25 protein-coding genes are annotated in these 24,705 nt (G+C 69.8%); 7 read left to right on the plus strand and 18 right to left on the minus strand.

Annotation, left to right across the window (positions count from 1 at the left end; translation table 11 throughout):
* The first annotated feature begins 4 nt into the window (after positions 1 to 4).
* The 6 genes from QN152_01285 (at position 5) to QN152_01310 (ending at position 4,891) form a co-directional block, all read left to right on the plus strand.
* The gene (locus QN152_01285) at positions 5 to 610 is read left to right on the plus strand and encodes a hypothetical protein (protein ID MDR7538151.1); all 606 of its coding nucleotides are present in this window, start codon (positions 5 to 7) and stop codon (positions 608 to 610) included.
* Between the two features lie 13 nt (positions 611 to 623).
* Positions 624 to 1,061 (plus strand): rhodanese-like domain-containing protein, encoded by a 438-nt coding sequence (locus tag QN152_01290; protein ID MDR7538152.1) that lies wholly within the window; start codon positions 624 to 626, stop codon positions 1,059 to 1,061.
* Between the two features lie 243 nt (positions 1,062 to 1,304).
* Positions 1,305 to 3,215 carry a histidine kinase gene (locus QN152_01295; protein MDR7538153.1) on the plus strand — a complete coding sequence of 637 codons (1,911 nt, stop codon included), beginning with the start codon at positions 1,305 to 1,307 and terminating at the stop codon, positions 3,213 to 3,215.
* Position 3,216: 1 nt separating this feature from the next.
* On the plus strand, positions 3,217 to 3,873 hold the full coding sequence (locus tag QN152_01300) for a response regulator transcription factor (GenBank protein MDR7538154.1): 657 nt from the start codon (positions 3,217 to 3,219) through the stop codon (positions 3,871 to 3,873).
* Between the two features lie 132 nt (positions 3,874 to 4,005).
* A complete protein-coding gene (locus tag QN152_01305; protein MDR7538155.1) occupies positions 4,006 to 4,440 on the plus strand; it encodes a transcriptional repressor in 435 nt (144 codons plus the stop codon).
* Positions 4,397 to 4,891 (plus strand): ferritin-like domain-containing protein, encoded by a 495-nt coding sequence (locus tag QN152_01310; protein MDR7538156.1) that lies wholly within the window; start codon positions 4,397 to 4,399, stop codon positions 4,889 to 4,891. Before QN152_01305 ends, QN152_01310 begins: the two co-directional genes overlap by 44 nt.
* Positions 4,892 to 5,402: 511 nt before the next feature.
* Here QN152_01310 and hypE read toward each other — a convergent pair.
* The 10 genes from hypE to QN152_01360 are packed head-to-tail and all read right to left on the minus strand — an operon-like array spanning position 5,403 to position 15,273.
* Positions 5,403 to 6,461: a hydrogenase expression/formation protein HypE gene (gene hypE / locus QN152_01315; GenBank protein MDR7538157.1), complete on the minus strand. Its 1,059-nt coding sequence runs from the start codon at positions 6,459 to 6,461 to the stop codon at positions 5,403 to 5,405.
* A gap of 58 nt (positions 6,462 to 6,519) precedes the next feature.
* On the minus strand, positions 6,520 to 7,623 hold the full coding sequence (gene hypD, locus QN152_01320) for a hydrogenase formation protein HypD (protein ID MDR7538158.1): 1,104 nt from the start codon (positions 7,621 to 7,623) through the stop codon (positions 6,520 to 6,522).
* Positions 7,624 to 7,653: 30 nt separating this feature from the next.
* Positions 7,654 to 7,938, minus strand: a complete 285-nt coding sequence (locus QN152_01325) for a HypC/HybG/HupF family hydrogenase formation chaperone (GenBank protein ID MDR7538159.1) — start codon at positions 7,936 to 7,938, stop codon at positions 7,654 to 7,656.
* A 6-nt stretch (positions 7,939 to 7,944) separates the two neighbouring features.
* Positions 7,945 to 10,302 (minus strand): carbamoyltransferase HypF, encoded by a 2,358-nt coding sequence (gene hypF / locus QN152_01330; GenBank protein MDR7538160.1) that lies wholly within the window; start codon positions 10,300 to 10,302, stop codon positions 7,945 to 7,947.
* A complete protein-coding gene (locus tag QN152_01335; GenBank protein MDR7538161.1) occupies positions 10,295 to 10,765 on the minus strand; it encodes a hydrogenase maturation protease in 471 nt (156 codons plus the stop codon). Before QN152_01335 ends, hypF begins: the two co-directional genes overlap by 8 nt.
* Positions 10,766 to 10,768: 3 nt before the next feature.
* Positions 10,769 to 12,100 (minus strand): Ni/Fe hydrogenase subunit alpha, encoded by a 1,332-nt coding sequence (locus tag QN152_01340; protein ID MDR7538162.1) that lies wholly within the window; start codon positions 12,098 to 12,100, stop codon positions 10,769 to 10,771.
* Entirely contained in the window at positions 12,048 to 12,833 is a 786-nt protein-coding gene (locus QN152_01345) for an oxidoreductase (protein ID MDR7538163.1), read from the minus strand. Before QN152_01345 ends, QN152_01340 begins: the two co-directional genes overlap by 53 nt.
* Positions 12,833 to 13,678 (minus strand): FAD/NAD(P)-binding protein, encoded by an 846-nt coding sequence (locus QN152_01350; protein ID MDR7538164.1) that lies wholly within the window; start codon positions 13,676 to 13,678, stop codon positions 12,833 to 12,835. The genes QN152_01345 and QN152_01350 overlap by 1 nt, the downstream gene beginning before the upstream one ends.
* Entirely contained in the window at positions 13,662 to 14,129 is a 468-nt protein-coding gene (locus QN152_01355) for a cyclic nucleotide-binding domain-containing protein (protein ID MDR7538165.1), read from the minus strand. The genes QN152_01350 and QN152_01355 overlap by 17 nt, the downstream gene beginning before the upstream one ends.
* Positions 14,116 to 15,273 carry a 4Fe-4S dicluster domain-containing protein gene (locus tag QN152_01360; GenBank protein ID MDR7538166.1) on the minus strand — a complete coding sequence of 386 codons (1,158 nt, stop codon included), beginning with the start codon at positions 15,271 to 15,273 and terminating at the stop codon, positions 14,116 to 14,118. The genes QN152_01355 and QN152_01360 overlap by 14 nt, the downstream gene beginning before the upstream one ends.
* Positions 15,274 to 15,422: 149 nt before the next feature.
* Here QN152_01360 and QN152_01365 point away from each other — a divergent pair, with 149 nt between their 5' ends.
* Positions 15,423 to 15,527: a helix-turn-helix domain-containing protein gene (locus QN152_01365; GenBank protein MDR7538167.1), complete on the plus strand. Its 105-nt coding sequence runs from the start codon at positions 15,423 to 15,425 to the stop codon at positions 15,525 to 15,527.
* Positions 15,528 to 15,585: 58 nt separating this feature from the next.
* Here QN152_01365 and QN152_01370 read toward each other — a convergent pair whose 3' ends face one another.
* From QN152_01370 to QN152_01405, 8 genes are all read right to left on the minus strand, one after another.
* Complete coding sequence (locus tag QN152_01370) at positions 15,586 to 15,936, minus strand: hydrogenase/urease maturation nickel metallochaperone HypA (GenBank protein MDR7538168.1); 351 nt, start codon at positions 15,934 to 15,936, stop codon at positions 15,586 to 15,588.
* Positions 15,918 to 16,472, minus strand: coding sequence for a hydrogenase maturation protease (locus QN152_01375; GenBank protein ID MDR7538169.1), 555 nt, complete (start codon positions 16,470 to 16,472; stop codon positions 15,918 to 15,920). The genes QN152_01370 and QN152_01375 overlap by 19 nt, the downstream gene beginning before the upstream one ends.
* Positions 16,469 to 17,956: a Ni/Fe hydrogenase subunit alpha gene (locus QN152_01380; protein ID MDR7538170.1), complete on the minus strand. Its 1,488-nt coding sequence runs from the start codon at positions 17,954 to 17,956 to the stop codon at positions 16,469 to 16,471. Before QN152_01380 ends, QN152_01375 begins: the two co-directional genes overlap by 4 nt.
* Before the next feature lie 160 nt (positions 17,957 to 18,116).
* The gene (locus tag QN152_01385) at positions 18,117 to 19,109 is read right to left on the minus strand and encodes an oxidoreductase (protein MDR7538171.1); all 993 of its coding nucleotides are present in this window, start codon (positions 19,107 to 19,109) and stop codon (positions 18,117 to 18,119) included.
* The gene (locus QN152_01390; protein ID MDR7538172.1) at positions 19,109 to 19,609 is read right to left on the minus strand and encodes a hydrogenase iron-sulfur subunit; all 501 of its coding nucleotides are present in this window, start codon (positions 19,607 to 19,609) and stop codon (positions 19,109 to 19,111) included. The genes QN152_01385 and QN152_01390 overlap by 1 nt, the downstream gene beginning before the upstream one ends.
* Positions 19,602 to 21,593, minus strand: coding sequence for a CoB--CoM heterodisulfide reductase iron-sulfur subunit A family protein (locus tag QN152_01395; GenBank protein MDR7538173.1), 1,992 nt, complete (start codon positions 21,591 to 21,593; stop codon positions 19,602 to 19,604). The genes QN152_01390 and QN152_01395 overlap by 8 nt, the downstream gene beginning before the upstream one ends.
* 5 nt (positions 21,594 to 21,598) lie before the next feature.
* Entirely contained in the window at positions 21,599 to 23,707 is a 2,109-nt protein-coding gene (locus tag QN152_01400; GenBank protein MDR7538174.1) for a (Fe-S)-binding protein, read from the minus strand.
* On the minus strand, positions 23,707 to 24,693 hold the full coding sequence (locus QN152_01405; protein ID MDR7538175.1) for an electron transfer flavoprotein subunit alpha/FixB family protein: 987 nt from the start codon (positions 24,691 to 24,693) through the stop codon (positions 23,707 to 23,709). The genes QN152_01400 and QN152_01405 overlap by 1 nt, the downstream gene beginning before the upstream one ends.
* Positions 24,694 to 24,705 lie beyond the last annotated feature (12 nt).

Consider the following 24,705-nt stretch of genomic DNA (forward strand, 5'->3'; position numbering starts at 1 on the left):
GTTTATGGGGCAGTACGAGGGATTTCCCCCGGACGTGCACTTTGCCAAGGCGAAGATGGCCTGCACCGGCTGCCACAGCGGTGTGCAATTGCACGGCCAGGGCGAAGCTGCTGCGGCCAACCGCTTCGCTGTCCCCACCAGGCCGGCGTGCTCCGGCTGCCACCCCGCGGCGGTTCCGGGGAAGAGCACCCTGCGGGTGCACACTGTCCACGGGACGAAGCTGGCCTGCCAGGTCTGCCACGGCAACGTCAGCCGGAGCTGCTTCAACTGCCACGCCGGAGAGGGAGCGACCTCCCGACCCATGCTGAAGATCGGGCGCAACCTGCGGCCGGAGCTTCCCTATCTCTATGTTCTGCTTCGCCACGTGCCCACCACGCCAGACATGATCGACAGGCGGACGGGACTGTCCAACACTCTGGTCCACTTCGACCGCATCCCCACCTGGAAGACGGCGACGCCACACAACATCCAGCGGGTGACGCCGCGCAGCCAGACCTGCGCCGCCTGTCACAACAGCCCGAGTTTGTTCCTCCGGTTGCAGGACCTCGACCCGAGTGACTCGCAGGCCAACGGGCGGGCGGTCACAGCACCGCCAGCCCCAATCCGGTAAGGAGGGAAGAGCGATGCGCAGGGTGGTTCTGACTCTGGTGGTTGCCATGGCCCTGGGCGCGGCCGTGCCCGCGCTGGGGCAGGCTCCTGCTGTGCAGGAGCTCGTGGCGGCCTATCTGACCGCGCCTCCGGCGGACTTCAACTGCATCGCCGCGCCGGCGCTGAAAGCCCGTCTGGACGCCGGGGAGAAGATCTTCCTGCTGGACGTACGCGAGCCGTCGGAGTACGCCAACGGCCACATTGCCGGTGCGGTGAACGTCCCCATCCGCACCCTGGTGGCCAACCTGGATAAGCTCCCGCCCAGGGACGCCTCTATCGTCACCTACTGCGGCGTGGGCACACGTGGTGCCTACGCCACTATGGCCCTCTCCCTCCTCGGTTACACCAACGTGAAGAACCTGGGGCTGGGGCTGAACGGCTGGACGGCCCAGGGCTTCCCCACCGTCAGGTAGCCCGGACCCGCCACCTGCAGGGACGGCGGCCGGAAAGCGTCCGGCCGCCGTCCGTCTACCCCAGAGGCTGTCTGCAGCCAGTGCGCGTGCGGACTCCCGAGAAGACGGGTGGATGTGGATACTCTGTCGGCCCGATGGTTCAGCCTGTCCCTGAGGGGGCATGCTGGAGGTGTGGCGCGCTCCGGCGGACATCGGCGGGCCGCTGGCGGCGCGCCCGGGTGGGAGGCCCCGGGGGGCGGGGCGGTGCGTCTGCACCTGAAGATCACCCTGTGGATCGTGGCCATCTTCCTCATCGTGGGAGCATTCTCCATCTACGCCCTGGTCCTCTTCCAGCGCAGCGCCACCCTGCAGCAGTTCGAGGCCATGGCCAAGACCCTCACCGGGACCATCCTGCACAGCCTCACCACCACCATGATCAACAACAACCCCCGGGAGATGAAGCAGATCATCGGGCACATCGAGGAGACGCCAGGGATCCATCGCGTGCGCATCTACTCCCCCAACGGGAGGGTCTGGGCCTCCTCCCGGGTGGAGGAGGTGGGCGTTCTGCGGCCCTCCGCCCTCCTGGCCCGCGTCCTCAGCCGCCGGGAGGCGGCGGCGGAGGAGCGCCCGGAGGCCGGGGAGCTGCTCGTCCTCACCCCCGTCGAGAACCGCGCCGAGTGCCGCGCCTGCCACGCCGCCGACGGCCCGGTGCTGGGGGCCATCGGCGTCTCCCTGGGCACGGGGCAGGTATCGGCACACCTGCGCTCCACCGCCCAGCTTCTGGCCGGCCTGGTGGGCTTTACCTTCCTCCTGGCGCTGGGGACGCTCAGCGTCCTCCTTGGCCGCTTCGTCCTGGATCCGCTGTCGGCCATGGTGGCCGCGGTGCAGGAGCTCTCCCGGGGGAACTACCGGGCCCGGGCCGCAGTGAGCACCGGGGACGAGCTGGGGGTGCTGGCGGCGGCCTTCAACGACATGAGCGCCCGGATCGAACGATCCACCGCCGCGCTGGCCGAGGAGATCAGCGACCTTACCCGGCGCCTCTCCACGCTCACCGTCTTCAGCAGGACCCTTACTGCGGCGGCAGACCTCTCTTCAGCCCTGCACGAGGCGGCGGCGGCCATGCGGGAGGCGGTCCGCGCCGATGCCTGCGTTGTCTACGGCCGCAGCGACGGGGGCCTGCATCCCATGGCCGCAGCCGGAGACCCCACACCGGTCGCCCCCTGGGGGGCGGCGGTGGCGGAGGAGCTGGCCGGCCGCTCCCTCTCCACTCCGGGCGGCCCAGGCGAGGTCCAGCACCCCATCCCCGGGGTCGGCGCGGTCCTGGCCCTCCCCCTGCGCACGCGGGACCAGGACCTGGGAGCCATGCTGGTGGCCCGGGCGCAGGAGCAGCCGTTCGAGCGCACCGACCTGATGCTGCTGCACACGGTGGCCAACCAGCTGGCCATCGCCATCGAGAACGTCCGTCTCTTTGAAGAGGTGCGGGAGAAGGAGAACCTGCGTCGCGAGCTGCTCAGCCGGCTGATAAGCGCTCACGAGGACGAGCGCTTCCGCATCTCCCGCGAGCTGCACGACGAGGTCAGCCAGTCGCTGACCGGGCTGATGATGCGCCTCAATGCCGCTGAGGAGGTTGTCCCCCAGGACCTGGAGCAGGCGCGGGCCACCCTGGCCGCGGTGCGGGGGGTGGCCGAGCAGACGCTGGAGGAGGTGCGCAAGATCATCTTCGCCCTGCGTCCTACGCTGCTGGACGACCTGGGCCTGATCCCCGCCGTGCGCCACTACGCCAAGAACCTGCTGGAGCCGGCGGGCGTGCAGGTCCGCCTCTCCGCCAGCGGGTTCGGGCAGCGGCGGCTGCCCCGGCCCGTGGAGACCACAGTCTTCCGCGTGGCCCAGGAGGCAGTGACCAACGTCGCCCGCCATGCCCAGGCCCGCCTGGCCACCATCACCCTGGAGCTCACCGACGGCACCGTCCGCCTGACGGTCACCGACGACGGTGTGGGCTTCGACCCGGAGGCGACCCGGGCCGACCCCGCCCGGCGGCGCCTGGGGATCGTGGGGATGGAGGAGCGGGTGGCCCTGCTGGGCGGCAGGCTGCGGATCAGCTCACGCCCCGGGGAGGGGACGACGGTGCAGGTGGAGCTGCCCGTGGACTTGGCTGTCCCCGGTGGGGTGTGAGATGGCCCTGCGGGTACTGATCGTGGACGACCACACCCTGGTCCGGGCGGGCATCCGCGCCCTGCTCCAGGCGGCCCCCAGCGTGGAGGTGGTGGGAGAGGCGGAAGACGGACTGGGCGCCCTGGATCAGGTGCGCGCCCTGCGCCCGGACGTGGTCCTGATGGACGTGGCCATGCCCCGGCTGGGCGGCGTGGAGGCGACGCGGCGGATCAAGGAGGAGTTCCCCCAGATGCAGGTGCTGGCCCTGACAGTGCATGACAACGAGGAATACCTGTTCCAGATGCTGCGCGCCGGCGCCTGCGGCTACGTGCTGAAGAAGGCCAGGCCGGCAGAGCTGGTGGACGCCATAGAGGCCGCCTCGCGCGGCGAGACCTATCTGTACCCGTCCATGGCCACAGCCCTGGTAGCGGACTACCTGCGACGGGTGGAATCCGGCGAGGAGACCGGAGCCTACGAGGAGCTGACGCCGCGGGAGCGGGAGATTCTCAAGCTTATCGCCGAAGGGTACACCAGCGCTGAGATCGGCGAGCTGCTGCACCTCTCGGTGAAGACCGTGCAGGCCCACCGGCAGCACATCATGGAGAAGCTGGACCTGCACCGGCCGGCGCAGCTCATCAAGTACGCCATCCGCAAGGGGCTGGTGGAGGCCGACTCCTGAGGCCGGGGCAGCGGCGGTCCACCTCCCTCTTGCGTCGCTACCTCAATGGCGATAGAATCTTTGTTGAGAATGAATCTCAACAAGCCAGAGGTTCTGCCCTTCCTCCGGTCTCTGCGGGCGGCCGGGCACCGGGTGACCCCGCAGCGCCTGGCCCTTTTTGCGGCGCTGCGCGCCGCCGTCGACCACCCCTCGGCGGAGACACTGTTCCGCCGGGTGCGGCAGCGCCACCCCACGCTCAGCCGGGCGTCGGTCTACAAGACCCTGCACCTGCTGAGCGCACTGGGGCTGGCGGTTCCGCTGGAGGGCGCCGACGGCGTCACCCGTTACGACGGCCGCTCCGTCCCCCACGTGAACGCCGTCTGCGTGAGCTGCGGGACCGTGGTCGACCTGGCCGCGGATGTGAGCCGGCTGCTGCCGCGGCTGGCCCGGGCCTCCGGGTTCCTCCTGGAGCGCCACCTCACCGTGTACGGTCTCTGCCCGCGGTGCCGGCAGGCAGGGCAAGCCCACTCCAAGGAGGTGCAGCATGGGAGAGCAAGGTCGGTCCGTCGTCGAGGTGGACGTCGCTGAGGTCATCCGCGAGTTGAAGAAGGCCTACCTGGATGAGCTCCTGGCGTTCTACTCCTACTGGATCACCTCCCAGGTGGCAGAGGGCTTCCACGGGGAGGAGCTGATGGAGCACTTCAAGGAGGAGGCCACTGACGAGCTGGGCCACGCGGCCAAGCTGGCCGCCCGCATCATCGAGCTGGGCGGGGATCCGGTGGTCCACCCCCGTGACTGGGAGGCAGGGGCGAACGCGCCCTGGACCGCCCCCCGGCAGGACTGGGCGGACGCGGACGGCATGGTGGAAGACCAGATCAAGGCCGAGCGCGGCGCCATCGCCGCCTACAACCGTCTGGCCAAGCTGACCCTGGGCAAGGACCACGCCACCTACGCTCTGGCCACGGAGCTGCTGCGGGACGAGGTTCGCCACGAAGAGTTCCTGGAGAACCTGCTGGCGAAGCCGGGTACGCGGCGCTAGATCCCCTTCAGGTTCGAGGCCGGCCCGCGACTCTTTCCCCTGAGCCAGAGGAGACGGCGTGGGGCTCGTCGGTGCGGGCGGTGCTGCTGCTCCCGGAGGCGCTGGTGGCAGCTACCAGCGCCTCCGGGACACACCACCCCCGTTGTCTGTAGTGCACTTCGCTGGAGAAGACGACGGATCGGGCTGGGGGCGTTATGTATTCTTGATCCGATTCTCTTTACCTTTTAATTGAAGTATGAAAAGCAGGATCTCCTCCAAGGGTCAGGTGACCGTTCAGGTAGAGGTGGGGAACAAGCTGGGGCTGCAGCCTGGCACCGTGGTGACGTTGGAGATTCATAAGGACGGCGTTCTACTGCGGAAGGGGGGTGCGGGCGGAAGCCCTGTCGACCTCATCTTTGGGATCCTCAGGCTTCGCAAGTCCACAGATTCCCTCCTGGACGAGATGCGAGGGCCCAGAGGGTGAAGAGTCGCGATGGCGCGCCGACGCCGACCCGGGGCGCGAGCTCATCGATCAGCAGATCCGTGGCAGCTGCTCACCACTTAGCATGTCAACAACCCGCGAAGCACCGATGGTCGTCGTCATGGTGACGAGACCTCCCTTGCGGGCGGCCTCCACGCGGCCGATGATCCGTGCCTCTGCGCCCAGAGCGGTGCCCCACAGGATCTCCAGCGCCCGCTGTGCGTCCTGTGGCGCCACAAAGGCCACGAAGCGCCCCTCGTTGGCCACGTAGAGGGGGTCCAGGCCCAGCATCTCGCAGGCGCCCTGCACGTCGGGGCGCACGGGGATGGCCCGCTCCTCCAGCTCCACGTGCACCCCGGCGGCGCGGGCGATCTCGATGACCGCCCCGGCCAGCCCCCCGCGGGTGAGGTCGCGCAGGCAGTGCACCTGAACCCCACCCTCCAGCAGGGCCATCACCGGCTGCACCAGCGGAGCGCAGTCGGAGGTGATCTCGCTTTCGAAGCTCAGCCCCTCGCGCACGGCCATGACCGCCATTCCGTGCCGGCCCACGTCGCCGTTGAGCAGGAGGACGTCGCCGGAGCGGACCCGCTGCGGGCGGATGTCCCGCCCGGGGGGCACGATCCCCAGGCCGGCCGTGGTGACAAAGAGGCCGTCCCCCTTGCCCCGGTCCACAACCTTGGTGTCGCCGGTGACGATGGGCACACCGGCGGCGGCCGCAGCGTCCTGCATGGAGCGGACCACGCGCCACAGCGTCTCCATGGGCAGCCCCTCCTCCAGGATGAAGGCGGCGCCCAGCGCCAGCGGCCGGGCGCCGCACATGGCCAGGTCGTTGACGGTGCCGTTTACGGCCAGCGTGCCGATGTCCCCCCCGGGGAAGAAGAGCGGGCGGACCACGTAGCTGTCGGTGCTCAGGGCGATCCGACCCCCGTCCGCCTGCAGCACCGCCCCGTCGTGGCGCACCTCCAGGGGCGGATTGCGGAAGGCAGCAAGAAACATCTTCTCGATCAGCCCGTGCATCAGCTTGCCCCCGCCGCCGTGCGCCAGCAGGACCTGCGGGTACTCGCTGATGGGGATGGGGCAGGAGAGGACGAAGTCCTCCGCGTCCCTCATGGCGGTGCGCACCTCCCTGGCGTCGTGGCGGAACACCCTGTGCCGGCGCGCAGCGCTGTCACAGCGCCCCCTGCGCTGGAACGCGCCGGTAGCGGTAGTAGGCGGCGCAGGCGCCTTCCGATGACACCATGGTGGCCCCCAGGGGGTGCTCCGGGGTGCAGCGGGTGCCAAAGGCCGGGCACTGCGGCGGCTTGAGCACCCCCTGCAGCACCAGGCCGCTGCGGCACTCGGTGGACTCCTCCACGCCCCGCCCGGCCAGGCCGAAGCGCCGCTCCGCATCGAAGTCGGCGTAGGCCGGCTGCAGCCCCAGGCCGCTTTTGGGGATCTCCCCGATGCCCCGCCAGCGCCGCGGCACCACGCAGAAGACCTGGGCGATCAGCTCCCGGGCTGCGCGGTTGCCCTGGGGGCGAACGGAGCGGACATACTGGTTCTCCACCTCCGCCCGCCCTTCTTCAAGCTGCCGCACGCACATGTACACTCCCTGCAGGATGTCCAGGGGCTCGAAGCCGGTGACCACGATGGGCACACCGTAGCGCGCGGCCAGGGGACGGTATTCTTCGTAGCCCATCACCGTGCAGACGTGCCCGGCGGCCAGAAAGCCCTGGACCCGGTTGCCCGGCGAGGCCAGAATCGCCTCCATCGCCGGCGGGACCAGGACGTGGGCCACCAGCAGGCTGAAGTTGCGCACGCCCTGCCGCTGCGCCTGGACCACCGCCAGGGCGTTGGCCGGTGCCGTGGTCTCGAAGCCCACGGCGAAGAAGACCACCTGCCGCCGGGGGTGGGCCCGGGCCACGGCCAGGGCGTCCAGTGGGGAGTAGACCACGCGCACGTCTGCCCCCCGCGCCCTGGCCGCCAGCAGGTCGCCGTGCGTCCCGGGGACGCGCAGCATGTCGCCGAAGGAGCAGAAGATCACCCCGGGGATACTGGCGATCTCCACGGCCTTGTCGATGAGCTCCAGCGGCGTTACGCACACCGGGCAGCCCGGCCCGTGCACCAGCGTGATCTGTGGCGGGAGCAGCTCGTCGACACCGAACTTGACGATGGTGTGGGTCTGACCGCCGCAGACCTCCATGATGGTCCAGGGGCAGGTGGTGGTCCGGGCGATGGCCGCGGCCAGCCGCCGCGCGGCCCGCGCGTCGCGGTACTCGTGGATGAACCTCACGGCCTCCTCACCCGCCTCCGGTCAGGTCGGTCACTCCCCGGAGTAGCGCGGCGGCAGCTCCGCGGACACCGCGTCTCCCGCTGGCTCCTGCGCCTCCAGCTCGGCCAGGTAGGCGAAGATTTGCTCCGCCTCCCGCTCGTCCACCCGGCTGAGGGCGAATCCCACGTGCACCATGACGTAGTCGCCGACCTGCGCCTCGGGGACGAAGGCCAGGTTGACCTCCTTGATGACGCCCCCGAAGCTCACCCGGCCGCTGCGCTCCAGACCCTCACCGGGGGTGATGCTGACGATCTTTCCGGGAACCGCCAGGCACATCTGGTCTCACTCCTCCCGCTGCAACCGCGCCCCCACCACCTGGCCCAGGGACAGGCCGCCGTCGTTGGGCGGAATGCGCTGGTGCCAGTAGGGGCGGAATCCCTCACCGCGCAGCCGCCGTACCGCCCGTTCCAGTAGGTAGGCATTCTGAAAGCAGCCGCCGGTGAGGAGGACACGTTCCTCCCCGATGCGGCGGGCTACGGCCAGCGTAGCCTCTACCAGCGCGTTGTGGAAGCGGGCGGAGATGAGCCCGGCAGGTGAGCCCCCGCCCTGGTCGTCGAGGACGGCCCGCACCATTGGCTCCCAGTCCAGGAGAAAAAGGAGCCGGCCGGCGGCGTCTGCGGACTCGGTCACCGGCAGGGGGTAGGCCTCCCGGGTGGTCACGCCGTCCAGCAGGAACTCCAGCTCCATCGCCGCCTGTCCCTCGAAGCTGCACCGCTGCCGGATCCCCAGAAGGGCCGCCATTGCATCGAAGAGGCGCCCCACGCTGGAGCAGGCCGGCGAGTTGACCCCGCGGGCCAGCATCTGCCGCAGCACCTGCCGTTGGGCTGCGGAGAACGAGGCGACCGGAGCCAGGTGCACCATCTCCAGAGCGGGGTCACCGAAGGCAGCGTGGAGCAGGCCGACCGCCGTCCGCCGCGGCTCCCGCACCGCCTGCTCGCCACCCGGCAGGGGGAAGCGCCGGAAGGAGGCGACGCGGCTGAAGCCCTCCGCAGTCACCAGGAGGAACTCCCCGCCCCAGACCGTGCCGTCCATCCCGTCCCCGCTGCCGTCCCAGGCCACACCCAGGACAGGGCCGTCCAGCTCGTGCTCGGCCATGCAGGCCAGGACGTGCGCGTGGTGGTGCTGCACCCGCAGCAACGGCAGGCCCCAGCGCTCCGCGTGCTGCGTGGAGAGGTAGTCGGGATGCGCGTCGCAGGCCACAACGCGGGGCGGAGCCTGATAGAGGCGGGAGAAGTCAGCGATGACCCTGATGAAGGCCTCGTAGGCCGGGGCGGTCTCCAGCGTGCCGATGTGCTGGCTGATGAAGACCTGCTCCCCCACTGCCAGGGCCACGGTGTTCTTCAGGTGGCCGCCTACGGCCAAGAGGGTCCCGTCTCCAGCAGCCGGGCCGCGCAGGGTCACGGGCAGAGGGGCGTAGCCGCGAGCCCGCCGCAGTAGCAGCGGGCGTCCCAGCACCACCCGGGCCACCGAGTCGTCCACATGCCGGGCGATGGGCCGGTCGTGCACCAGGAAGAGGTCCGCGATCCCGCTCAGGCGATCCAGAGCCTCTCGTTCGTCGGTGACGATGGGCTCCTCCGCCAGGTTCCCGCTGGTGGCCACCACGGGGAACCCGAGCTCGGTCATCAGCAGGTGGTGCAGGGGGCTGTAAGGGAGCATCACTCCCAGGAAGGGATTGCCCGGGGCTACCGCGGCGGCGACGGATGCACCGGCCCGGCGGCGCAGCAGGACGATGGGGGCCTCAGGCGAGACAAGGAGCGCCGCCTCTTCACCCGAAACCAAGCAGTCTCTCCTTGCCGCCTGCAGCGACGGGTAGAGAAGGGCGAAGGGCTTCTCCTCGCGCCGCTTGCGGTGGCGCAGACGCTGCACCGCCTCCTCGCTGCGCGCATCCACCAGGAGCTGGAAGCCGCCCAGTCCCTTGAGCGCCACGATGGCGCCCCGGCGCAGCGCCGCGGCCGCCTCCTGCAGCGCCGCCTCCCGGACAGCCAGAACGCGCCCCCGCTCGTCCCACAGCGCCAGGTGCGGGCCGCATACGGGGCAGGCGATGGGCTGGGCGTGGAAGCGGCGGTCCAGCGGGTCGTCGTACTCCGCCCGGCAGGCCGGACACATGGCGAAACCGCGCATGGTGGTGTTGGGACGGTCGTAGGGCAAGTTCTCGATAATGCTGAAACGCGGCCCGCAGTTGGTGCAGTTGATGAAGGGATAGCGGTAGCGGCGGTCTCGTGGGTCGAAGAGCTCCCGCAGGCAGTCCGGGCAGGTGGCAATGTCTGGGAGTACGGCAACCGTCCTGGCGCCCTCCACCGTGCTCTCCCTGATCTGGAACCCCACAAATCCCACCGCATCCAGGTAGACGGCGTCCAGGCTGACTACCGCCGCCCGCGGGGGCCGCTCCCGCTGCACCCGCCGCAGGAAGGCGCGCAGGGCCTCTTGCGGGCCTTCCACCTCGATGAAGACCCCTTGCGTGGTGTTGCTCACCCATCCGGCCAGGCCCGTCTCCGTGGCCAGGCGGTAGACGAACGGCCTGTAGCCCACCCCCTGGACGGCGCCGCGGATGGTCACCCGGAGCCGCTGCGCAGGGGACTCCTGCGCGCGGGGCCGCTTCCTCACCTGCCGGGAAACGTGCTGCACGCGCAGGTCAGCCATCCCGCTCACCGCCAGCCTGCAGGTCCTGCAGGATCGATGCTACCACCCCGCGCACCGCCCTCCTCACCTCCGGGGAGAGCCCCACACCGGCGGTAAAGTGCTCCCCCTCGATCCCGTAGACCAGCAGGCGGCGCGGCAGCCGCCCCAGGGCCCGGGCCAGCTCCACCGCGTCCGCCACCCCCACGGCGTGCGTGGAGTCCCGAAGCAGCGTCGCCGGCAGCGGGCCGTCCGCCGCGTCGAAGCGGTACACCGTGCCCGCCGCCGCCCCCGAGGCTACGGCGTCCACCAGGATCACCAGGTCGGCTCCCTCCCACGCCTCCAGCAGGGCAGCCCCCTCGCCGCCGTGTTCCGCCAGGCGGACGTCACCCCGCACCCGCCGCCGCAGGCGGCGCACCACCTCCCGCCCCGCAGCGTCGTCACGCCGGTAGGGATTCCCCACTCCGATCACCAGAGCCGGCCGCATGCCCTACTCCCGGTCCACTCGCAAGGTTAGGAAGTGGGTGGCGCAGGAGATGCAGGGATCGTAGTTGCGGATGGCCTGCTCGCACTGCCAGGCGAGCGTGGCGTGGTCCAGGTCGATGCGTGGCGCGACGAACGCCCGCAGGTCCTCCTCCATCGCCTTCTGGTTCTGCGCCGTGGGGGGGACGATTTTCGCCTCGGTAATCACCCCGTTCCCGTCGATGGTGTAACGGTGGTAGAGGATGCCCCGCGGGGCTTCGGTGCACCCGTAGCCCGTCCCCGCCCGCGGACGGACCTCCACGAACGGCCGCTGCGGGGGCTGGTACAGGTCGATCAGCCGCAGGGCTTCCTCGCAGGCGTAGAGGACTTCCACGCTGCGTACCACGATGCTCTGGAAGGGGTTACGGCAGACCGGACCAAGCCCCCCCTCCCGCGCCGCCTGCTGTACCGCGGCGGGGAGGCGGTCGAAGTTCAGGTTGTAGCGGGCCAGCGGCCCCACCAGGTAGGCTCCCCTGACCCGCAGCCGGGAATGCAGGGCGTTGGAGTGGGGGATGTGCTCCTCGACGAAGTGGGTGTCGTAGTCGCGCACGGGAATGTCCAGCCCCCGGGTGGAGACGAGCCGCCCCTCGATGATGGGGTACTCGGTGGGATGGCGCAGGGCGACGAACTCGTAGTCGTGTTCGTAGTCGGGGAACGGCAGCGTCCCCGCCCAGCGCACCGTCTCCAGTGCCGCATCGCGCGCCCACTTCAATTGCTCGGCGACCCGGGCCAGGTCGGCCCTGACCGGCACATGGTAGAACCCGCCCACGCGCACGGTGATGGGGTGGACTTCCCGCCCGCCAAGCAGAGCCATCAGGTCGTTGCCCGCCTTTTTCAGCCGCAGCCCCCGCTGCACCACCTCCGGGTGGTCGCGGGCCAGGTGGATGGCGCTCTCGTAGCCCAGGAAGTCCGGGGCGTGCAGGAGGTAGATGTGCAGGGCGTGGCTTTCCATCCACTCGCCGCAGTAGAGCAGGCGGCGCAGCAGGCGCACCGGCTCCTCCACCTGGACGCCGCAGACATCCTCCATGGCCGCCACCGCGCTCATCTGGTAGGCCACCGGGCAGATGCCGCAGATCCGTGCCGTGATGTCCGGGGCCTCGGTGAAGCGGCGGCCCCGCAGAAAGGCCTCAAAGAAGCGTGGCGGCTCGAAGATGCGCAGGCGGGCCTCGGTCACCCGGCCGCCGCGGACGCGCACGTCCAGGGCGCCCTCGCCCTCGACGCGCGCCAGGTAGTTCACTTTGATGGTCTTAGTGCGCTTCACGGCGCTCGCTCTCCGCACGGAAAGCCTCTGCTCCCGCATTGAAGGTGCGCAGCACCCGCACCAGGTCACCGTCCTCCACCCCCAGGCCCTTCCACCAGGACATCAGGGAGGTGGGGTTGGGCGTCTCCGTGGGGCCGTAGCAGCCGTAGCAGCCGCGGCCGTAGGCGGGGCAGATGGCCCCGCAGCCGGCCTGCGTGATGGGACCCAGGCAGGGCGTCCCCCGCGCCACCATGACGCAGGGCGTGCCCCGCCGCTTGCACTCCATGCAGACGCTGTGGGACGGGACCGCCGGGCGCCTGCCGTGGAGGAAGGCGCTGATCACCTCCACCAGCTGCGTCTTGCTGATGGGGCAGCCGCGCAGCTCGAAGTCCACGGGCACGTGGGCGGCTACGGGCGTGGAGGTCTCCAGCGTCTGCACGTACTCGGGACGAGCGTAGACCAGCCTCCGCCACTCCTCCACCTGGGAAAAGTTGCGCAGCGCCTGGATGCCCCCCGCGGTGGCGCAGGCGCCGATGGTCACCAGGACCCGGGAGATCCGCCGCACCGCCTTGATGCGTTCCGCGTCGTGCGGAGTAGAGATCGACCCCTCCACCAGGGAGATGTCGTAGGGACCGCGCCCTGTGGCCCGCGAGGCCTCGAGAAAGTAGGCGATCTCCATCTGGCTGGCGATGGCCAGCAGCTCCTCCTCGCAGTTCAGCAGGGAGAGCTGGCAGCCGTCGCAGGAGGCAAACTTCCAGACGGCCAGCTTCGGGCGGCGAAGGCTGCGGACCATCACAGCTCCCTCAGGCGGAAGAACGGGGCGATTCGCCGGTAGGGGAAGACCGGTCCGTCCCGGCAGACGAAGAACGGTCCGCACTGGCAGTGGCCGCACTGCCCGATGCCGCAGTGCATGTTGCGTTCCATGGAGAGGTAGATGCTCCCGTCCGGCACGCCACGGGCCTGCAACTCGCGCACCACGAAGCGCATCATCACCTCCGGCCCGCAGACCAGGGCCACGGTGCTGGCCGGCTCGAAGCGCGCCCGCGGGATCAGCGTGGTCACCACTCCCACGTCACCCCGCCAGCCGTCGGTGGCCGCGTCCACCGTCACCTCCACCTCCAGATCCATCCGAGCACGCCACCGCCGCAGGTCCGTCACGTACAGCAGATCTCCCGGGGTGCGCGCCCCGTAGAGCAGGACGATGCGCCCGAAGCGCTCCCGCCGCGCCAGGAGAGCGTACAGCGCGGGGCGCAGCGGCGCCAGCCCCATACCCCCGGCCACCACGACCACGTCGCTGCCGGCTGCCTCCTCCAACGGCCAGGAGGTGCCGAAGGGACCGCGCACGCCCACGGCCCCGCCGCGGGGGAGGCGGCCCAGGGCGCGCGTCACCGCCCCCACCATGCGCACCGTGTGCACCAGCCGGCCCGGGTGCGCCGGGTCGCCGCTGATGGAGATAGGGACCTCGCCCACGCCAAAGACGTACAACATGTTGAACTGCCCGGGGGCGAACTCTCCCAGCCCCGGCCCCACCGCCTCCAGCTCCAGGGTGACGGTGTCCCGGGTCTCCCGTCGCCGCGCGTGCAGGCGGCAGGGGAGGGGCCACAGGGGTGCAGGGGAGGCCTCAACGGTGGGGGACATGGCCGTAGACGTCCAGCAACTGCAGCCTGGTGGCCTGCAGCCGCTCCACGATGACCTGGGCGAAGCGCTTTACCAGCTCGTAGCCCAGACTGTGGTCCTGCTCGCACTTGTCCCTCAGGCACTGGCCGTCCATGGCGATGGCCCGCACCAGCTCCACGGCCCGCGCGTCGAAGTGCCAGCGGTGGGGAGGAAAGAGCCACGCCCAGCCCAGTACGTCCCCCTCCCTGATGGTCTGGATGGTCAGGGAGCCCCGTCCCGGTACGGCCATCTCCAGAGCCACCCGGCCGTGGCGGAGGAGGTAGAAAGTCTTCGCCTCCTCCCCTTCCCTGAAGATGTACTGCCCCGCCTCGAAGCGCACGTTGGCGGCGCAGCCCACCAGCACCTGGAGGTGCTCGGGGCGCAGGTCCTTGAAGAACGGATGTGCGGCCAGCAGCCGCTCAAGAGTCTCCATCGGTCTGCTCCTTCCCTCCGCTCGTCGCGGCCCGCTCTTCCCCGCGCAGGGCGCGGACCTCTTCCGTGATGTCGATCCCCACGGGACACCAGGTGATGCACCGCCCGCAGCCCACGCACCCCGACGTCCCGAACTGGTCGATCCACGCTGCCAGCTTGTGGGTCAGCCACTGCCGGTAGCGGGAAGCTGTGGAGACGCGCACGCTGCCGCCGTGGATGTAAGAGAAGGTCAGGGAGAAGCAGGAGTCCCAGCGGCGCCAGCGCTCCGCGTGCTCCCCGGTCAGGTCGGTGACCTCCACTACCGCGTGGCAGAAGCAGGTGGGGCAGGCCAGAGTGCAGTTGCCGCAGGCCAGGCAGCGGGCGGCGGTCTCCTGCCAGCGGGGGTGCTCCGCGTTCCGGTAGAGCACCTCCCGGATGTCGCGGGTGTCCAGACGGCGGCCCATCTGCGCCGCGGTGCGGGTGACGATGGCCGCGGCGGCCTCCCCGTCGGCGGCTTCGGCCGGGCGGGAGGGTACATGACTCAGGATCTCCGCCCCCCGCGCCGTACCCACCTCCACCAGGAACTCATGGCGCCCTTCTCCCACCATCTCGGTGAGCGCCAGGTCATACCCCTCGCTGGCCCGGGGTCCGGTGCCCATGGAGGCGCAGAAGCAGGTCCCCCCGGCCCGCCCGCAGTTGACTGCTACGATGAAGGCTCCCCGGCGCGCGGCGTAGGCGGGGTCGGGGACAGCGCCCTGCAGGAAGACCCGGTCCTGGATCTGGATGGCATGCAGGTCACAGGCCCGCACCCCGAGGAAGGCGTACGGCCTGCTCTCCTCCTCCCGGTCCACCCGCTGCCACCCGCCGTCGGCCCGCCGGGCCCTCCACAGGCGCAGTTCCGGAGGAAAGAGGTAGCGCTTCCAGGAGGCGGGGCTGGAGGCGTAGCCAAAGAGAGCCCCGTCGTCGCGGCGCTGCAGGCGGTAGGCCCCCGGCCCCTGCTCCTCAGTCCACCCGGCGGGCAGGTCGGCCAGGGAAGAGATCTCCTCGTAGACGATGGCGCCCTCGCGCCTCACCGGGCCGACCAGCGTATAGCCAGCCTCCCGCAGCCGGGCCAGGAGCTCATCCAGGCCCTGTCGGTCGATGACCCGCTGCTTTGCGGGCTGCATGCTCAGGCTCCCCTATGACTGTATCGGTCTCCACCCTGAGGTCCTATCGGGCTCATGCTCGATCTGCGGGTCGGACAGACGTCCGATCGCCGGTGGTACTATACCCATCGATGGGACTGAAAATGGCGCAGAAGGAAAATCCTGTCCGCATGACCCACCAGGAGATCGCACCCGAGCTGGGCACTTCCCGGGAAGTCGTCAGTCGCGTTCTTGAGGATTTCACGGCCGGAGGAATGATCCGGTCGGCCAGCTAGTGGCCGCTGGAGTCAGTGCGGGACCGGAGCGGCGCGCGGCTCCGGTGAAGCGCCGGCATCAACCCGCGGGCACGTCGACCTCGATGTCTTCCAGGGTCATTTCGGGGTCCGGGGGCTCGGGCAGGGCCGGCGCGCCGCAGGCGGGGCAGGTGAGGTCGGCCGTCACCACGAACTTGCGGGCACAGTAGCGGCAGGTCTTTTCCACGGATCGCCTGGTGAAGACCAGCTCGGCGCCCTCGGCCGGCGTGCCCTGGCTGACCAGGGCGAAGTGCAGGCGCACCGTCTCCGGCTCGATGTGCGAGGCGCTGGAGAGCACCAGGTGCAGGCGACGGATGGCACAGGCGCCCGCCCGCTGCGCCGCCTCCAGGGCTGCGGCCAGAAGCTCTTCGGTCAGAGCCAGCTCGTGCATCTGGAGACGGGCGCCGGCTGGGCCCAATCCTGCAGAATGCCCACCACCAGCTCCACGACCAGGGAAACCGCCTCCTGCAGGGCCGGGTGCATCGCCCCGCCAATAGTGGTGCAGTCGGAAGCTTCCACGGCCAGGACCACCACTTCCTGCGGGGCCGGCAACCCCAGCGTGCGGGCCAGGTGCAGCATCTCCAGCAGGCCCACATAGTGGGGTGACGGGCCGGGCGCGGACCGCAGGTCATCCTCCCGGATGAGGTGCACTGTGCCGGGCGGGCCCGTCCCCGTGCGTACCGTGTCCACGACCACCAGGCGCGGGACCTCCAGGAGGTCGTCCAGCAGCCCGAACCCCGTCAGCTCGTTCTGCACTACCTCCGTCCCGGGAGGCAGACGCCCCGCCAGCGCACCGGCCACCTCCGCCCCCAGGGCGTCATCGGCCAGCAGTGGATTGCCCAGGCACAGGACCCGGGCGGCCACACGCTCCCGCGGCTCTGGCGGAGAGGCATACATGCTCAACCTGCCCACCTCCCCTCCGGTCACGTCCGGTGCACCCTGCCGTCGTGGTCCCGTCGCAGCAGCCCCAGCACGTTGCCCTGCCGGTCGCGCAACCGCAGCACCAGCGGCATGCTTCCGGGGAGAGAGTGGGTGGCGCAGGCGTGACAGGGGTCGTAGGCACGGAAGGCCATTTCCACCATGTTCAGCAGCCCCTCGCTGAGCTCCCGTCCGGAGAGCACCCCCTTCGCCGCCTTCTCCACGCTCATGGCGATGCGCGCAGCGTTGTTCTGCGTGGCCACGATGAGGTTGGCCCGCTGGATCACCCCTCGCTCATCGGTCTCGTAGTGGTGGAAGAGCGTCCCCCGCGGCGCCTCCACCACGCCCACTCCCGCACGCGGTGTGGCCGTGGGCAGGGTGCGCACCACTGGGTCGATGATCTCCGGGTCGTTGGCCAGCTCCCGCATCCGCTCTGCGGCGTAGAGCAGCTCGATCACCCGCGCCCAGTGGTTGGCCAGGGTGTGGTGCACCGGCTTGCCGCCCAGGGTGGCGTAGAACTCCTCGTAGGCCTCCTGGGCCAGAGGCGTGGCCATGCCGTCGGCCGCGTTCAGCCGGGCCAGGGGGGCGACGCAGTAGATGCCGCTGTCGGGCCCGTCAACAAACCCCTTCCACCCCACCGGCTTCAGGTAGCAGAACTTGACGTAGCTCCACGGCTCCACGTGTTCGGCCACGTAGTCCAGGTAGTCGGCCGCGGCGAACGTGGTTAGCTCTCTCCCCTCGGGGGAAGTCACGCGAATCCGTCCGTCGTAGAAGTTGACTCGGTTGCGATTGTCCACCAGCCCCATGTAGTAGGTGCGGTGGGTGAAGGCGTCGTCGCGGATGAGGGCCACGTAGTCGGAGTTCTTCAGGACCACATCCTGGAACAGCTTCAGGGTGAAGCGGGCAAACTCCACCGCCTCCCCCGCCACCTCCTGGAAGCGGGCCTGGTCCTGGGGGGTGAGGCGCCTGGCCACCCCGCCCGGCAGCCCCAGCACCGGGTGAACCGCCTTTCCCCCGACCAGAGCGATCAGCTCGCGCAGCCGTCGGCGCATGGCGATAACCCTCTGCCCCACCTCCAGCCCGACGCGGGCGATCACTCCCAGGACGTTGCGCTCGGCGGCGGGCGCGGTGGGCCCCACGACGAAGTCGGGGCCGCCCAGGAAGTAGAAGTGAAGGGCGTGGTCCTCCGTCATGAAGGTGCTGTAGACCAGCTCACGGATCTTCCGCGCTGCCGGCGGGGGGGTCACCTGGTAGAGGGCATCCAGGGCCTTGGTGGAGGCCATGTGGTGCGCGGTGGGGCAGACCCCGCAGATGCGGGAGGTGATCTGCGGCATCTCCTCCGCCGGCCGCCCCTCGGCAAATTTCTCGAAGCCGCGCAGCTCGGGCACCTGGAAGTAGGCCCGCTCCACCTGCCCCTGCTCGTCCAGGAAGATGTCGATCTTCCCGTGCCCTTCCAGGCGGGTGATGGGGTCGATGGTGACGCGTCGCCGCACGTACTCGGCGGTGGCCCGCCTCGCTCCCTCCTGCCACGCCCTCTGAGCTGTCTGCTGCTCTTCCTGCGCCATCCCAGCCACCTGCCTTGCCCGCCCCCCAGAGTTCGCAGGCGAACTCTGGGGACCCCGGGCCCGTTATGCGCTGTTTCCCCGCATACTCCTAAGCCGCCCTGACCTCCCGCCGGCGGCGCAGCAGTGAGGCGGGCAGACTGTACCGGTACAGCGTCCCGGTGGGATCCGGGATCTGCTGGAAGATGCGCACGATCTCCTCCCCGGCGTTGCTGGCCACGATGGAGGCCAGGGCCGAGAGGGCCTTGCCGCCGTAGTCACGCACCCGGCTGGTGGGCCCGAAGCACCCCGAGCAGGGCATGTTGCCCTTGACGCACAGCGCCCCACAGCCCGCCCGCGTGGCCGGGCCCAGGCAGAGCAGCCCCTGCGCCAGCAGGCACGTCCCCTCGTCGACCAGTACCTGGTGTGGCCGCTTGAACTCCACCAGGCCCAGGCGCTCCGGCTTGGAATCCTTGCGCGGGCACTCCTCGCACAGCGCCTGGTCGGGGGCGAGGACCGATCCCCGCGCCGGCAGCTCGCCGCGCAGCAGGGCCCGAACCGCCTGCAGGATGATGTTGGGCGTGGGCGGGCAGCCGGGGAGGTAGTAGTCCACCGGGACCACCTGGTCCAGGGTGCGCACGGTGTCGAAGAAGCCGGGGAGGGTGAGGGGACGGCCGTCGTCCTCGTAGCGCACCTGGGGCAGGACGCCGTCCGGGTTGTCGGTGCTGGGCGACTCCAGGTAGACCCGGCGGAAGATGCTCTCCCGGTCCCAGAGGTTGGCCAGCCCGGGAATCCCGCCCAGATGGGCACAGGCGCCGAAGGCAATCACCAGCTTCGACTTCTGCCGCAGCAGCTGCGCCATCTCCGCCTGCTCCGTGGTGCGCACCGCCCCGTTGATGAACGACGCCGCCAGGGATCCGTCCTCCATGGCCTCCACGTCCCGGCGCTTGAAGTCCAGGGCCACCGGCCAGAAGGCGATGTCCACCGCGCCCACCACCTCCAGGATGGCCTCGGCCAGGTCCACTACGGCCTCCTCGCAGCCGCCGCAGGAGGCGCACCAGTAGAAGGCCACCTTGGGCTTGCCCGTTTGCGGCGCATCCGCCATCAGGCCGCCACCTCCTCTCGCTGCCGCGGCACCGGGACCTCCTGCGGCACCTCCAGCCGCAGCGGCCCCAGAGCGCGCACCTGCTCCACCATTTCGTTGACCACCGCCCGCACCCGCTCCGCCTCCGAGGCCGAGATCCACTCCAGGCGGAAGCGCTGCGGCTCGATGCCCAGGGTGGCCAGCACCTGGCGCAGGAGCGTGTAGCGGCGCAGGGTCTTGTAGTTGCCCTCCTGGTAGTGGCAGTCCCCGGGATGGCAGCCGCCGATGAGCACCCCGTCCGCGCCGCGGGCGAAGGCCTCCAGCACGAACTGGGGATCGACCCGCCCCGAGCACATAGTGCGGATGACCCGCACGTTGGGAGCGTACTTCATCCGGGAGGTCCCCGCCAGGTCGGCGGCGATGTAGGTGCACCAGTTGCAGAAAAAGGCGACGATCCTGGGCTCGAAACCTTCCGGCGCCGCCCGCGCCCCGCCTTCCGTAGTGTGTGTTGCCTCAGGCATGGGTCAGCACCCCCTCGATCTCCTCGAAGATGGCCTCGTCCTCGAAGAGGTTCTGCTTGATGGACCCCGAAGGGCAGGCGGCGACACAGACCCCGCACCCCTTGCACAGCACCTCGTTGATCTGGGCCTTCTTCGTCTCGGCCACAAAGCTGATGGCGTTGTAGGGACACAGGGGGATGCAGGTCTTGCAGCCGGAGCAGTCCTCCTCCACCACGTAGGCGGTGTAGGGCTCCAGCTCCACCGCCCCGGCGTCGATCAGGGCCAGGGCTTCCGCGGCGGCCGCCCCCGCCTGGGCCACGCTGTCGGGGATGTCCTTGGGGCCCTGGCAGGCTCCCGCCAGGAAGATCCCGTCGGTGAAGGTGGACACCGGGGCCAGCTTGGGGTGTCGCTCCAGGAACCACCCCTCGGTGGAGCAGCTGATGTTGAACAGGCGGCGCACCTCTTGGGCATCCGGGCGTGGCTCCAGCCCCACGGAGAGCACCACCATGTCCACGGGGATCTTGCGCACCTTGCCCAGCAAGGTGTCCTCCACCTGCACCACCAGCCGCCCATCTCCGCCAGGGTAGAGGTCGGCCACCTTCCCCCGGATGAAGTGGGTGCCCTCCTCCTGCACTCGGTTGTAGAACTCCTCGAAGCTCTTGCCCGGGGCGCGGATGTCGATGTAGAAGTTGTAGACCTCCGCCTGGGTCTTCTCCTTGATCAGGTGGGCCAGCTTCAGGGAGTACATGCAGCAGACCCGGGAGCAGTAGCGGTTGGTGTTCTCGTCCCGGCTGCCCACGCAGTGGATGATGGCCACGCTCTCCGGCCGCCGGCCATTGCGCAGCACCACCTCACCTCCGGTGGGCCCGGCGGCGTTTACCAGCCGCTCCACCTCCAGCGCCGTGTACACCTGCGGATAGGTGCCGTAGCCGTAGTAGGGGATGCGCCGGGCGTCGAAGATCTTGAAGCCGGTGGCCAGGATGATGGCCCCCACCCGGATGGTCTCCAGACGCTCCTGCTGGCTGAAGTCGATGGCCCCCCGCTCCCCGCAGGCCTCCACGCAGGTCTTCTTGCACTTCCCGCTCTTGAACTCGATGCAGGCCTCCCGGTCGATGACCACCACCTGAGGCACGGCCTGAGGGAAGGGCATGTAGATGGGTTTGCGCCGGGACAGCCCCAGGTTGAACTCGTCAGGCGTCTTCCCTTCCTTGTAGACGCAGGCCTCGATGCACTCCCGACAGCCCACGCAGAGGTCCTCGTTGACGTAGCGCGGCTTGCGGCGCACGGTCACCTGGTAGTTCCCCACATAGCCGCCGACCTGCGTCACCTCCGAGTAGGTCCACAGGGTGATGTTGGGGTGGGCCTTCACCGCGGTCATCTTCGGGGTGAGGATGCAGGCCGCGCAGTCCAGGGTGGGGAAGGTCTTGTCGAACATGGCCATGTGCCCGCCGATGGTGGGCTCCCGCTCCACCAGGTAGACGTGCTTGCCGGCGTTGGCCAGGGTCAGGGCAGCGTGGATCCCGGCTATCCCCCCGCCCACCACCAGCACGTCGGGGTTGATGGTCACCCGCCGCCGCTCCAGGGGGCGGTGCAGGGCCACACGGCGCACGGCCGCCCGGATGAGGTCCCCGGCCTTGGCCGTGGCCGCCTCCCGGTCTTCGTGCACCCAGGAGTCGTGCTCGCGGATGTTCACCATCTGCACCTGGAAGGGGTTTAGGCCGCCACGGGCGGCGGCGCCGCGGAAGGTGTGCTCGTGCAGCAGCGGCGAGCAGGAAGCCACCACCACACGCTGCAGGCGGTGCTCGGCGATATCCTTGACGATGAGCTCCTGGCCGGGGTCGGAGCACATGTAGCGGTAGTCCCGCGCCACTACCACCCCGGGCAGCGTGGTCGAATAGGCTGAGAGCGCCTGCACGTCCACGGTGCCGGCGATGTTGGTGCCGCAGTGGCAGATGTAGACGCCGATCCGGGGTCTGCCGTTGGGACCTCCAACTCCTTCCGCCATATGCATCATCCCTCCGAGGGAGCTGTGGCCTCGTCCACCAGCTCCACCACGTCCCTGATGGTCAGCTTCCCCTCCAATCCGGTGGTCTTCAGGGCATCCTGAAACATGACGCGGTCCTTGGGGCAGGCCACCACCAGGGTGTCCACCCCCAGCGCGGCCGCCTCCCGCACGCGGCTCTCCGCGGGACGCTCTCTGACTCCCGGAACCTCCTCCATCCAGATCCTCCCCCCGCCGGCACCGCAGCAGTAGCTGCCGCGGCGGTTGCGTCGCATCTCCCGCAGCTCCACCCCCAGGGCCCGCAGCACCCGGCGCGGCGGGTCGTAGATCCCGTTGCCCCGTCCCAGGTAGCATGGGTCGTGGTAGGTGGCACGCAGCCGCAGCGGCCGGGCCACCCTAAGGCCACCTGTCCGCAGCAGCTCCTCCACCACCTCGGAGTGGTGGCGCACGGGCGGAGGGCCCTGTCCGTCGCCGGCGAGGGCGTACTCGTTGCGCAGCGCGTGCAAGGTGTGCGGGTCGGTGGTGAGCAGGCGGCGGAAACGCGCCCTGGCCAGCGCCTGCAGGTTCTTCTCCCGCAGCATCTCGAAAAGGCCCTCCTCGCCGGCACGACGCGCGTCAGTGCCGGCGTTGCGCTCCTCCTCGTAAAGGATGGCCACGTCCAGGCCGGCGCGGTGGAAGACCCGGGCCGCCGCCCGGGTGGCCGGCTGCACCCGCGGGTCGTAGGAGGCGTAGTCGCCGAGGAACCACAGGTAGTCGGCTGCCTCCTTCCGTGCATCTTTGAGGGAGAAGCCCAGCCCCTGCGTCCAGCGGGTGCGGGCGCGGGAGGGCTGCCCCATGGAGTTGCCGTAGCGGGACAGGTTCTGCAGAGCCGCCTGCAGGCGCTCTTCCACTTCGCCCTGCGCCACCAGGAAGCGTCGCAGCTGCAGGATGAGCTCAAACGGCGAAGCACCCACCGGGCACCGGTCGACGCAGCCCAGGCAGGCGGTACACGACCACAGCCAGTCCACCGGAACCAGGCTGACCCCGGGGGGGACCGGAGGGCCAGGATTGGCCGGGGCAACCGCCGGCGTCGCCGGTCTGCCCGCAGCAGGAGAGGCCAGTCGATCGGCCAGCCCGCGCAGCGCGAGCATGAAGTCTCTCGGGGACAGAGGAAACCCGCTCCCCGCCGCCGGGCAGGCGGCATGACACCGACCGCACCGGGTGCAGGCGTCCAGCATGAGCAGCTCACCGCGGCTGAAGTCTTCCAGCCGGGTGTACGAAGGTGCCTCGCCGAGGATGGGTGCGCGGACCGTCCCGGGAGGGGCATTCCCTCCCAGGGCCAGGCTGAACCACCCGGCCACCATGTGCCAGGCCTTGCCGTAGGGGATGTAGGCAACAAACACCAGGGCCATCAGCGCGTGTGCCGACCAGGCGTAGGGAAAGGCCAACCGCGCGGCTTCCGGGGCCAAGCCTACCCCGAGCAGCACCTGTGCCAGGCCCCACCCGGCAAACGACACTCGTTCGAAGGCCGGCTGTGTGGTGCTGATGCGCAGCGCTTCCACCACGAACCCGCCCAGGCCCACAGAGAGCAGCAACAAGAGGAACAGCCAGTCCTCACGCACCAGTGACCGGGGCGAATACGGCGTATCCGCCGAGGACCTGTACCTCAACTGGGGTGGAGGAAACACCCAGCGGCGCAGGGCAAACATTACCAGACCGCCAAGCAATGCCAGGCCAAAGAGGTCTGCGGCGAGAGAGAAGCCCAGGTAGAACGCCCCGGAGAGGAACCTCCACTGGGGAGCCAGCGGCTTGAGCAGGTCGTTGTCTACCAGCACCAGGAGGGTGGCGACGAACAGCGCAGCAAATCCCCAGAAAACGGCCAGATGCGCCAGCCCCGGGTACAGATTTCCCTGCAGGACCGTCCGGTTCCCCAGGATCGACAGGACCGCAGAGCCCAGTCGTCTCCAGGTCAGCCGCTCTTCAGGCTGCCGCCGGCCGCGGAGGTACTTGCGCACCTTAAAGTAGACGCCACGGAAGAACAGACCGAGTGCCCCGGCACTCAGGAGGTAGAAGACCACCACCAGCCAGGCAGGCAGCAGGAAGAACACCGGGCGTCCGATAAGCTCCGCGTCCGTCATCAGCTCGCCGCCTTCTGCCGTGCGGCCCTTATCCGGTCGATCAGGAGCGGCACAATGTCAAACAGGTCGGCCGTCACCCCGTAGTGCGCGACTCCGAAGATGGGGGCCCGCGGATCGGTGTTGATGGCAATGATCAGCCTGGCGCGCTTCATCCCCTCCACGTGTTCCGGCGCTCCGCTGATGCCAAGGGCCAGATACATCTGGGGCTCCACGATCATCCCGGAGGTGCCGACCTGGCGGGATGCGGGCAGCCAGCCCTGGTCGACCACGGGCCGCGACCCACAGACGGCACCCCCCAGCGCTGCGGCCAGCTCTTCTGCCAGGGCCACGTTCTCCTGGCGCTGAATCCCTCGTCCCACGGCCACCAGAACGTCCTCCCGGGTGATGTCTACATCACCGGGCGGCGGCTCGGTGTAGCCGCGGAACTGGACCGGCGGCGTTGCCGGGAGGTCGACGGAGACCGCCGCGCATGGAGGCGTGCGATCAATCCGCCCCTGCTCCCGGGGGCGAGCTCCAGGCAGGATCCCCAGCACAACAGGCGTCCTTTCTGGGACCACGGCTGCCTCGACCTTTCCGCCGTAGAGCAGACAGCGGGCCAGGAGTCGCCCCTGGTCCAGGTGGACGTCCCGGCAGGAATTGATGCAGGACAATCCCAGTCGCGCCGCCAGTAGCGGTCCACACCCCATCAGGGCGTTCGTCTGGGGGATCAGCAGCGCCTCCGGCTGGCGCCGGGGAATGACCTGCGCCAGGACCAGAGCATAGAGATCCGGTTCTGGTTCCCCCAGCGCGGTGTTCTCGGCGACCAGAACGCCGTCGGCGGCTCCCAACGAGGGAGGCACCTCGGCAACGCCGGGCCCCAGCAAGACTGCCTGAAGACTTCCGCCCGTGGCTGTGGCGAGTTCGCGACCAAGCGCCAGCACCTCGTACGTCACGTCGGTGACCTGGCCCCGCCACTGTTCCACCAGCACCCAGATGTCCCCGGCCATCTGCCTCACCGC

The sequence above is a fragment of the Armatimonadota bacterium genome, from assembly GCA_031459715.1.
In the GTDB taxonomy this organism is placed as follows: Bacteria; Sysuimicrobiota; Sysuimicrobiia; order Sysuimicrobiales; family Humicultoraceae; genus Humicultor; species Humicultor tengchongensis.

Bases quoted from the DNA above. Each gene is read 5' to 3' on its own strand.
- QN152_01285 (MDR7538151.1), top strand. From the start codon at position 5: ATGGGGCAGTACGAGGGATTTCCCCCGGACGTGCACTTTGCCAAGGCG.
- QN152_01290 (MDR7538152.1), top strand. From the start codon at position 624: ATGCGCAGGGTGGTTCTGACTCTGGTGGTTGCCATGGCCCTGGGCGCG.
- QN152_01300 (MDR7538154.1), top strand. From the start codon at position 3,217: ATGGCCCTGCGGGTACTGATCGTGGACGACCACACCCTGGTCCGGGCG.
- QN152_01310 (MDR7538156.1), top strand. From the start codon at position 4,397: ATGGGAGAGCAAGGTCGGTCCGTCGTCGAGGTGGACGTCGCTGAGGTC.
- hypE (MDR7538157.1), bottom strand. From the start codon at position 6,461: ATGAGGGACGCGGAGGACTTCGTCCTCTCCTGCCCCATCCCCATCAGC.
- QN152_01325 (MDR7538159.1), bottom strand. From the start codon at position 7,938: ATGTGCCTGGCGGTTCCCGGAAAGATCGTCAGCATCACCCCCGGTGAG.
- hypF (MDR7538160.1), bottom strand. From the start codon at position 10,302: ATGGCTGACCTGCGCGTGCAGCACGTTTCCCGGCAGGTGAGGAAGCGG.
- QN152_01335 (MDR7538161.1), bottom strand. From the start codon at position 10,765: ATGCGGCCGGCTCTGGTGATCGGAGTGGGGAATCCCTACCGGCGTGAC.
- QN152_01340 (MDR7538162.1), bottom strand. From the start codon at position 12,100: ATGCGGGAGCAGAGGCTTTCCGTGCGGAGAGCGAGCGCCGTGAAGCGC.
- QN152_01345 (MDR7538163.1), bottom strand. From the start codon at position 12,833: ATGGTCCGCAGCCTTCGCCGCCCGAAGCTGGCCGTCTGGAAGTTTGCC.
- QN152_01350 (MDR7538164.1), bottom strand. From the start codon at position 13,678: ATGTCCCCCACCGTTGAGGCCTCCCCTGCACCCCTGTGGCCCCTCCCC.
- QN152_01355 (MDR7538165.1), bottom strand. From the start codon at position 14,129: ATGGAGACTCTTGAGCGGCTGCTGGCCGCACATCCGTTCTTCAAGGAC.
- QN152_01360 (MDR7538166.1), bottom strand. From the start codon at position 15,273: ATGCAGCCCGCAAAGCAGCGGGTCATCGACCGACAGGGCCTGGATGAG.
- QN152_01365 (MDR7538167.1), top strand. From the start codon at position 15,423: ATGACCCACCAGGAGATCGCACCCGAGCTGGGCACTTCCCGGGAAGTC.
- QN152_01370 (MDR7538168.1), bottom strand. From the start codon at position 15,936: ATGCACGAGCTGGCTCTGACCGAAGAGCTTCTGGCCGCAGCCCTGGAG.
- QN152_01385 (MDR7538171.1), bottom strand. From the start codon at position 19,109: ATGGCGGATGCGCCGCAAACGGGCAAGCCCAAGGTGGCCTTCTACTGG.
- QN152_01390 (MDR7538172.1), bottom strand. From the start codon at position 19,609: ATGCCTGAGGCAACACACACTACGGAAGGCGGGGCGCGGGCGGCGCCG.
- QN152_01395 (MDR7538173.1), bottom strand. From the start codon at position 21,593: ATGGCGGAAGGAGTTGGAGGTCCCAACGGCAGACCCCGGATCGGCGTC.
- QN152_01400 (MDR7538174.1), bottom strand. From the start codon at position 23,707: ATGACGGACGCGGAGCTTATCGGACGCCCGGTGTTCTTCCTGCTGCCT.
- QN152_01405 (MDR7538175.1), bottom strand. From the start codon at position 24,693: ATGGCCGGGGACATCTGGGTGCTGGTGGAACAGTGGCGGGGCCAGGTC.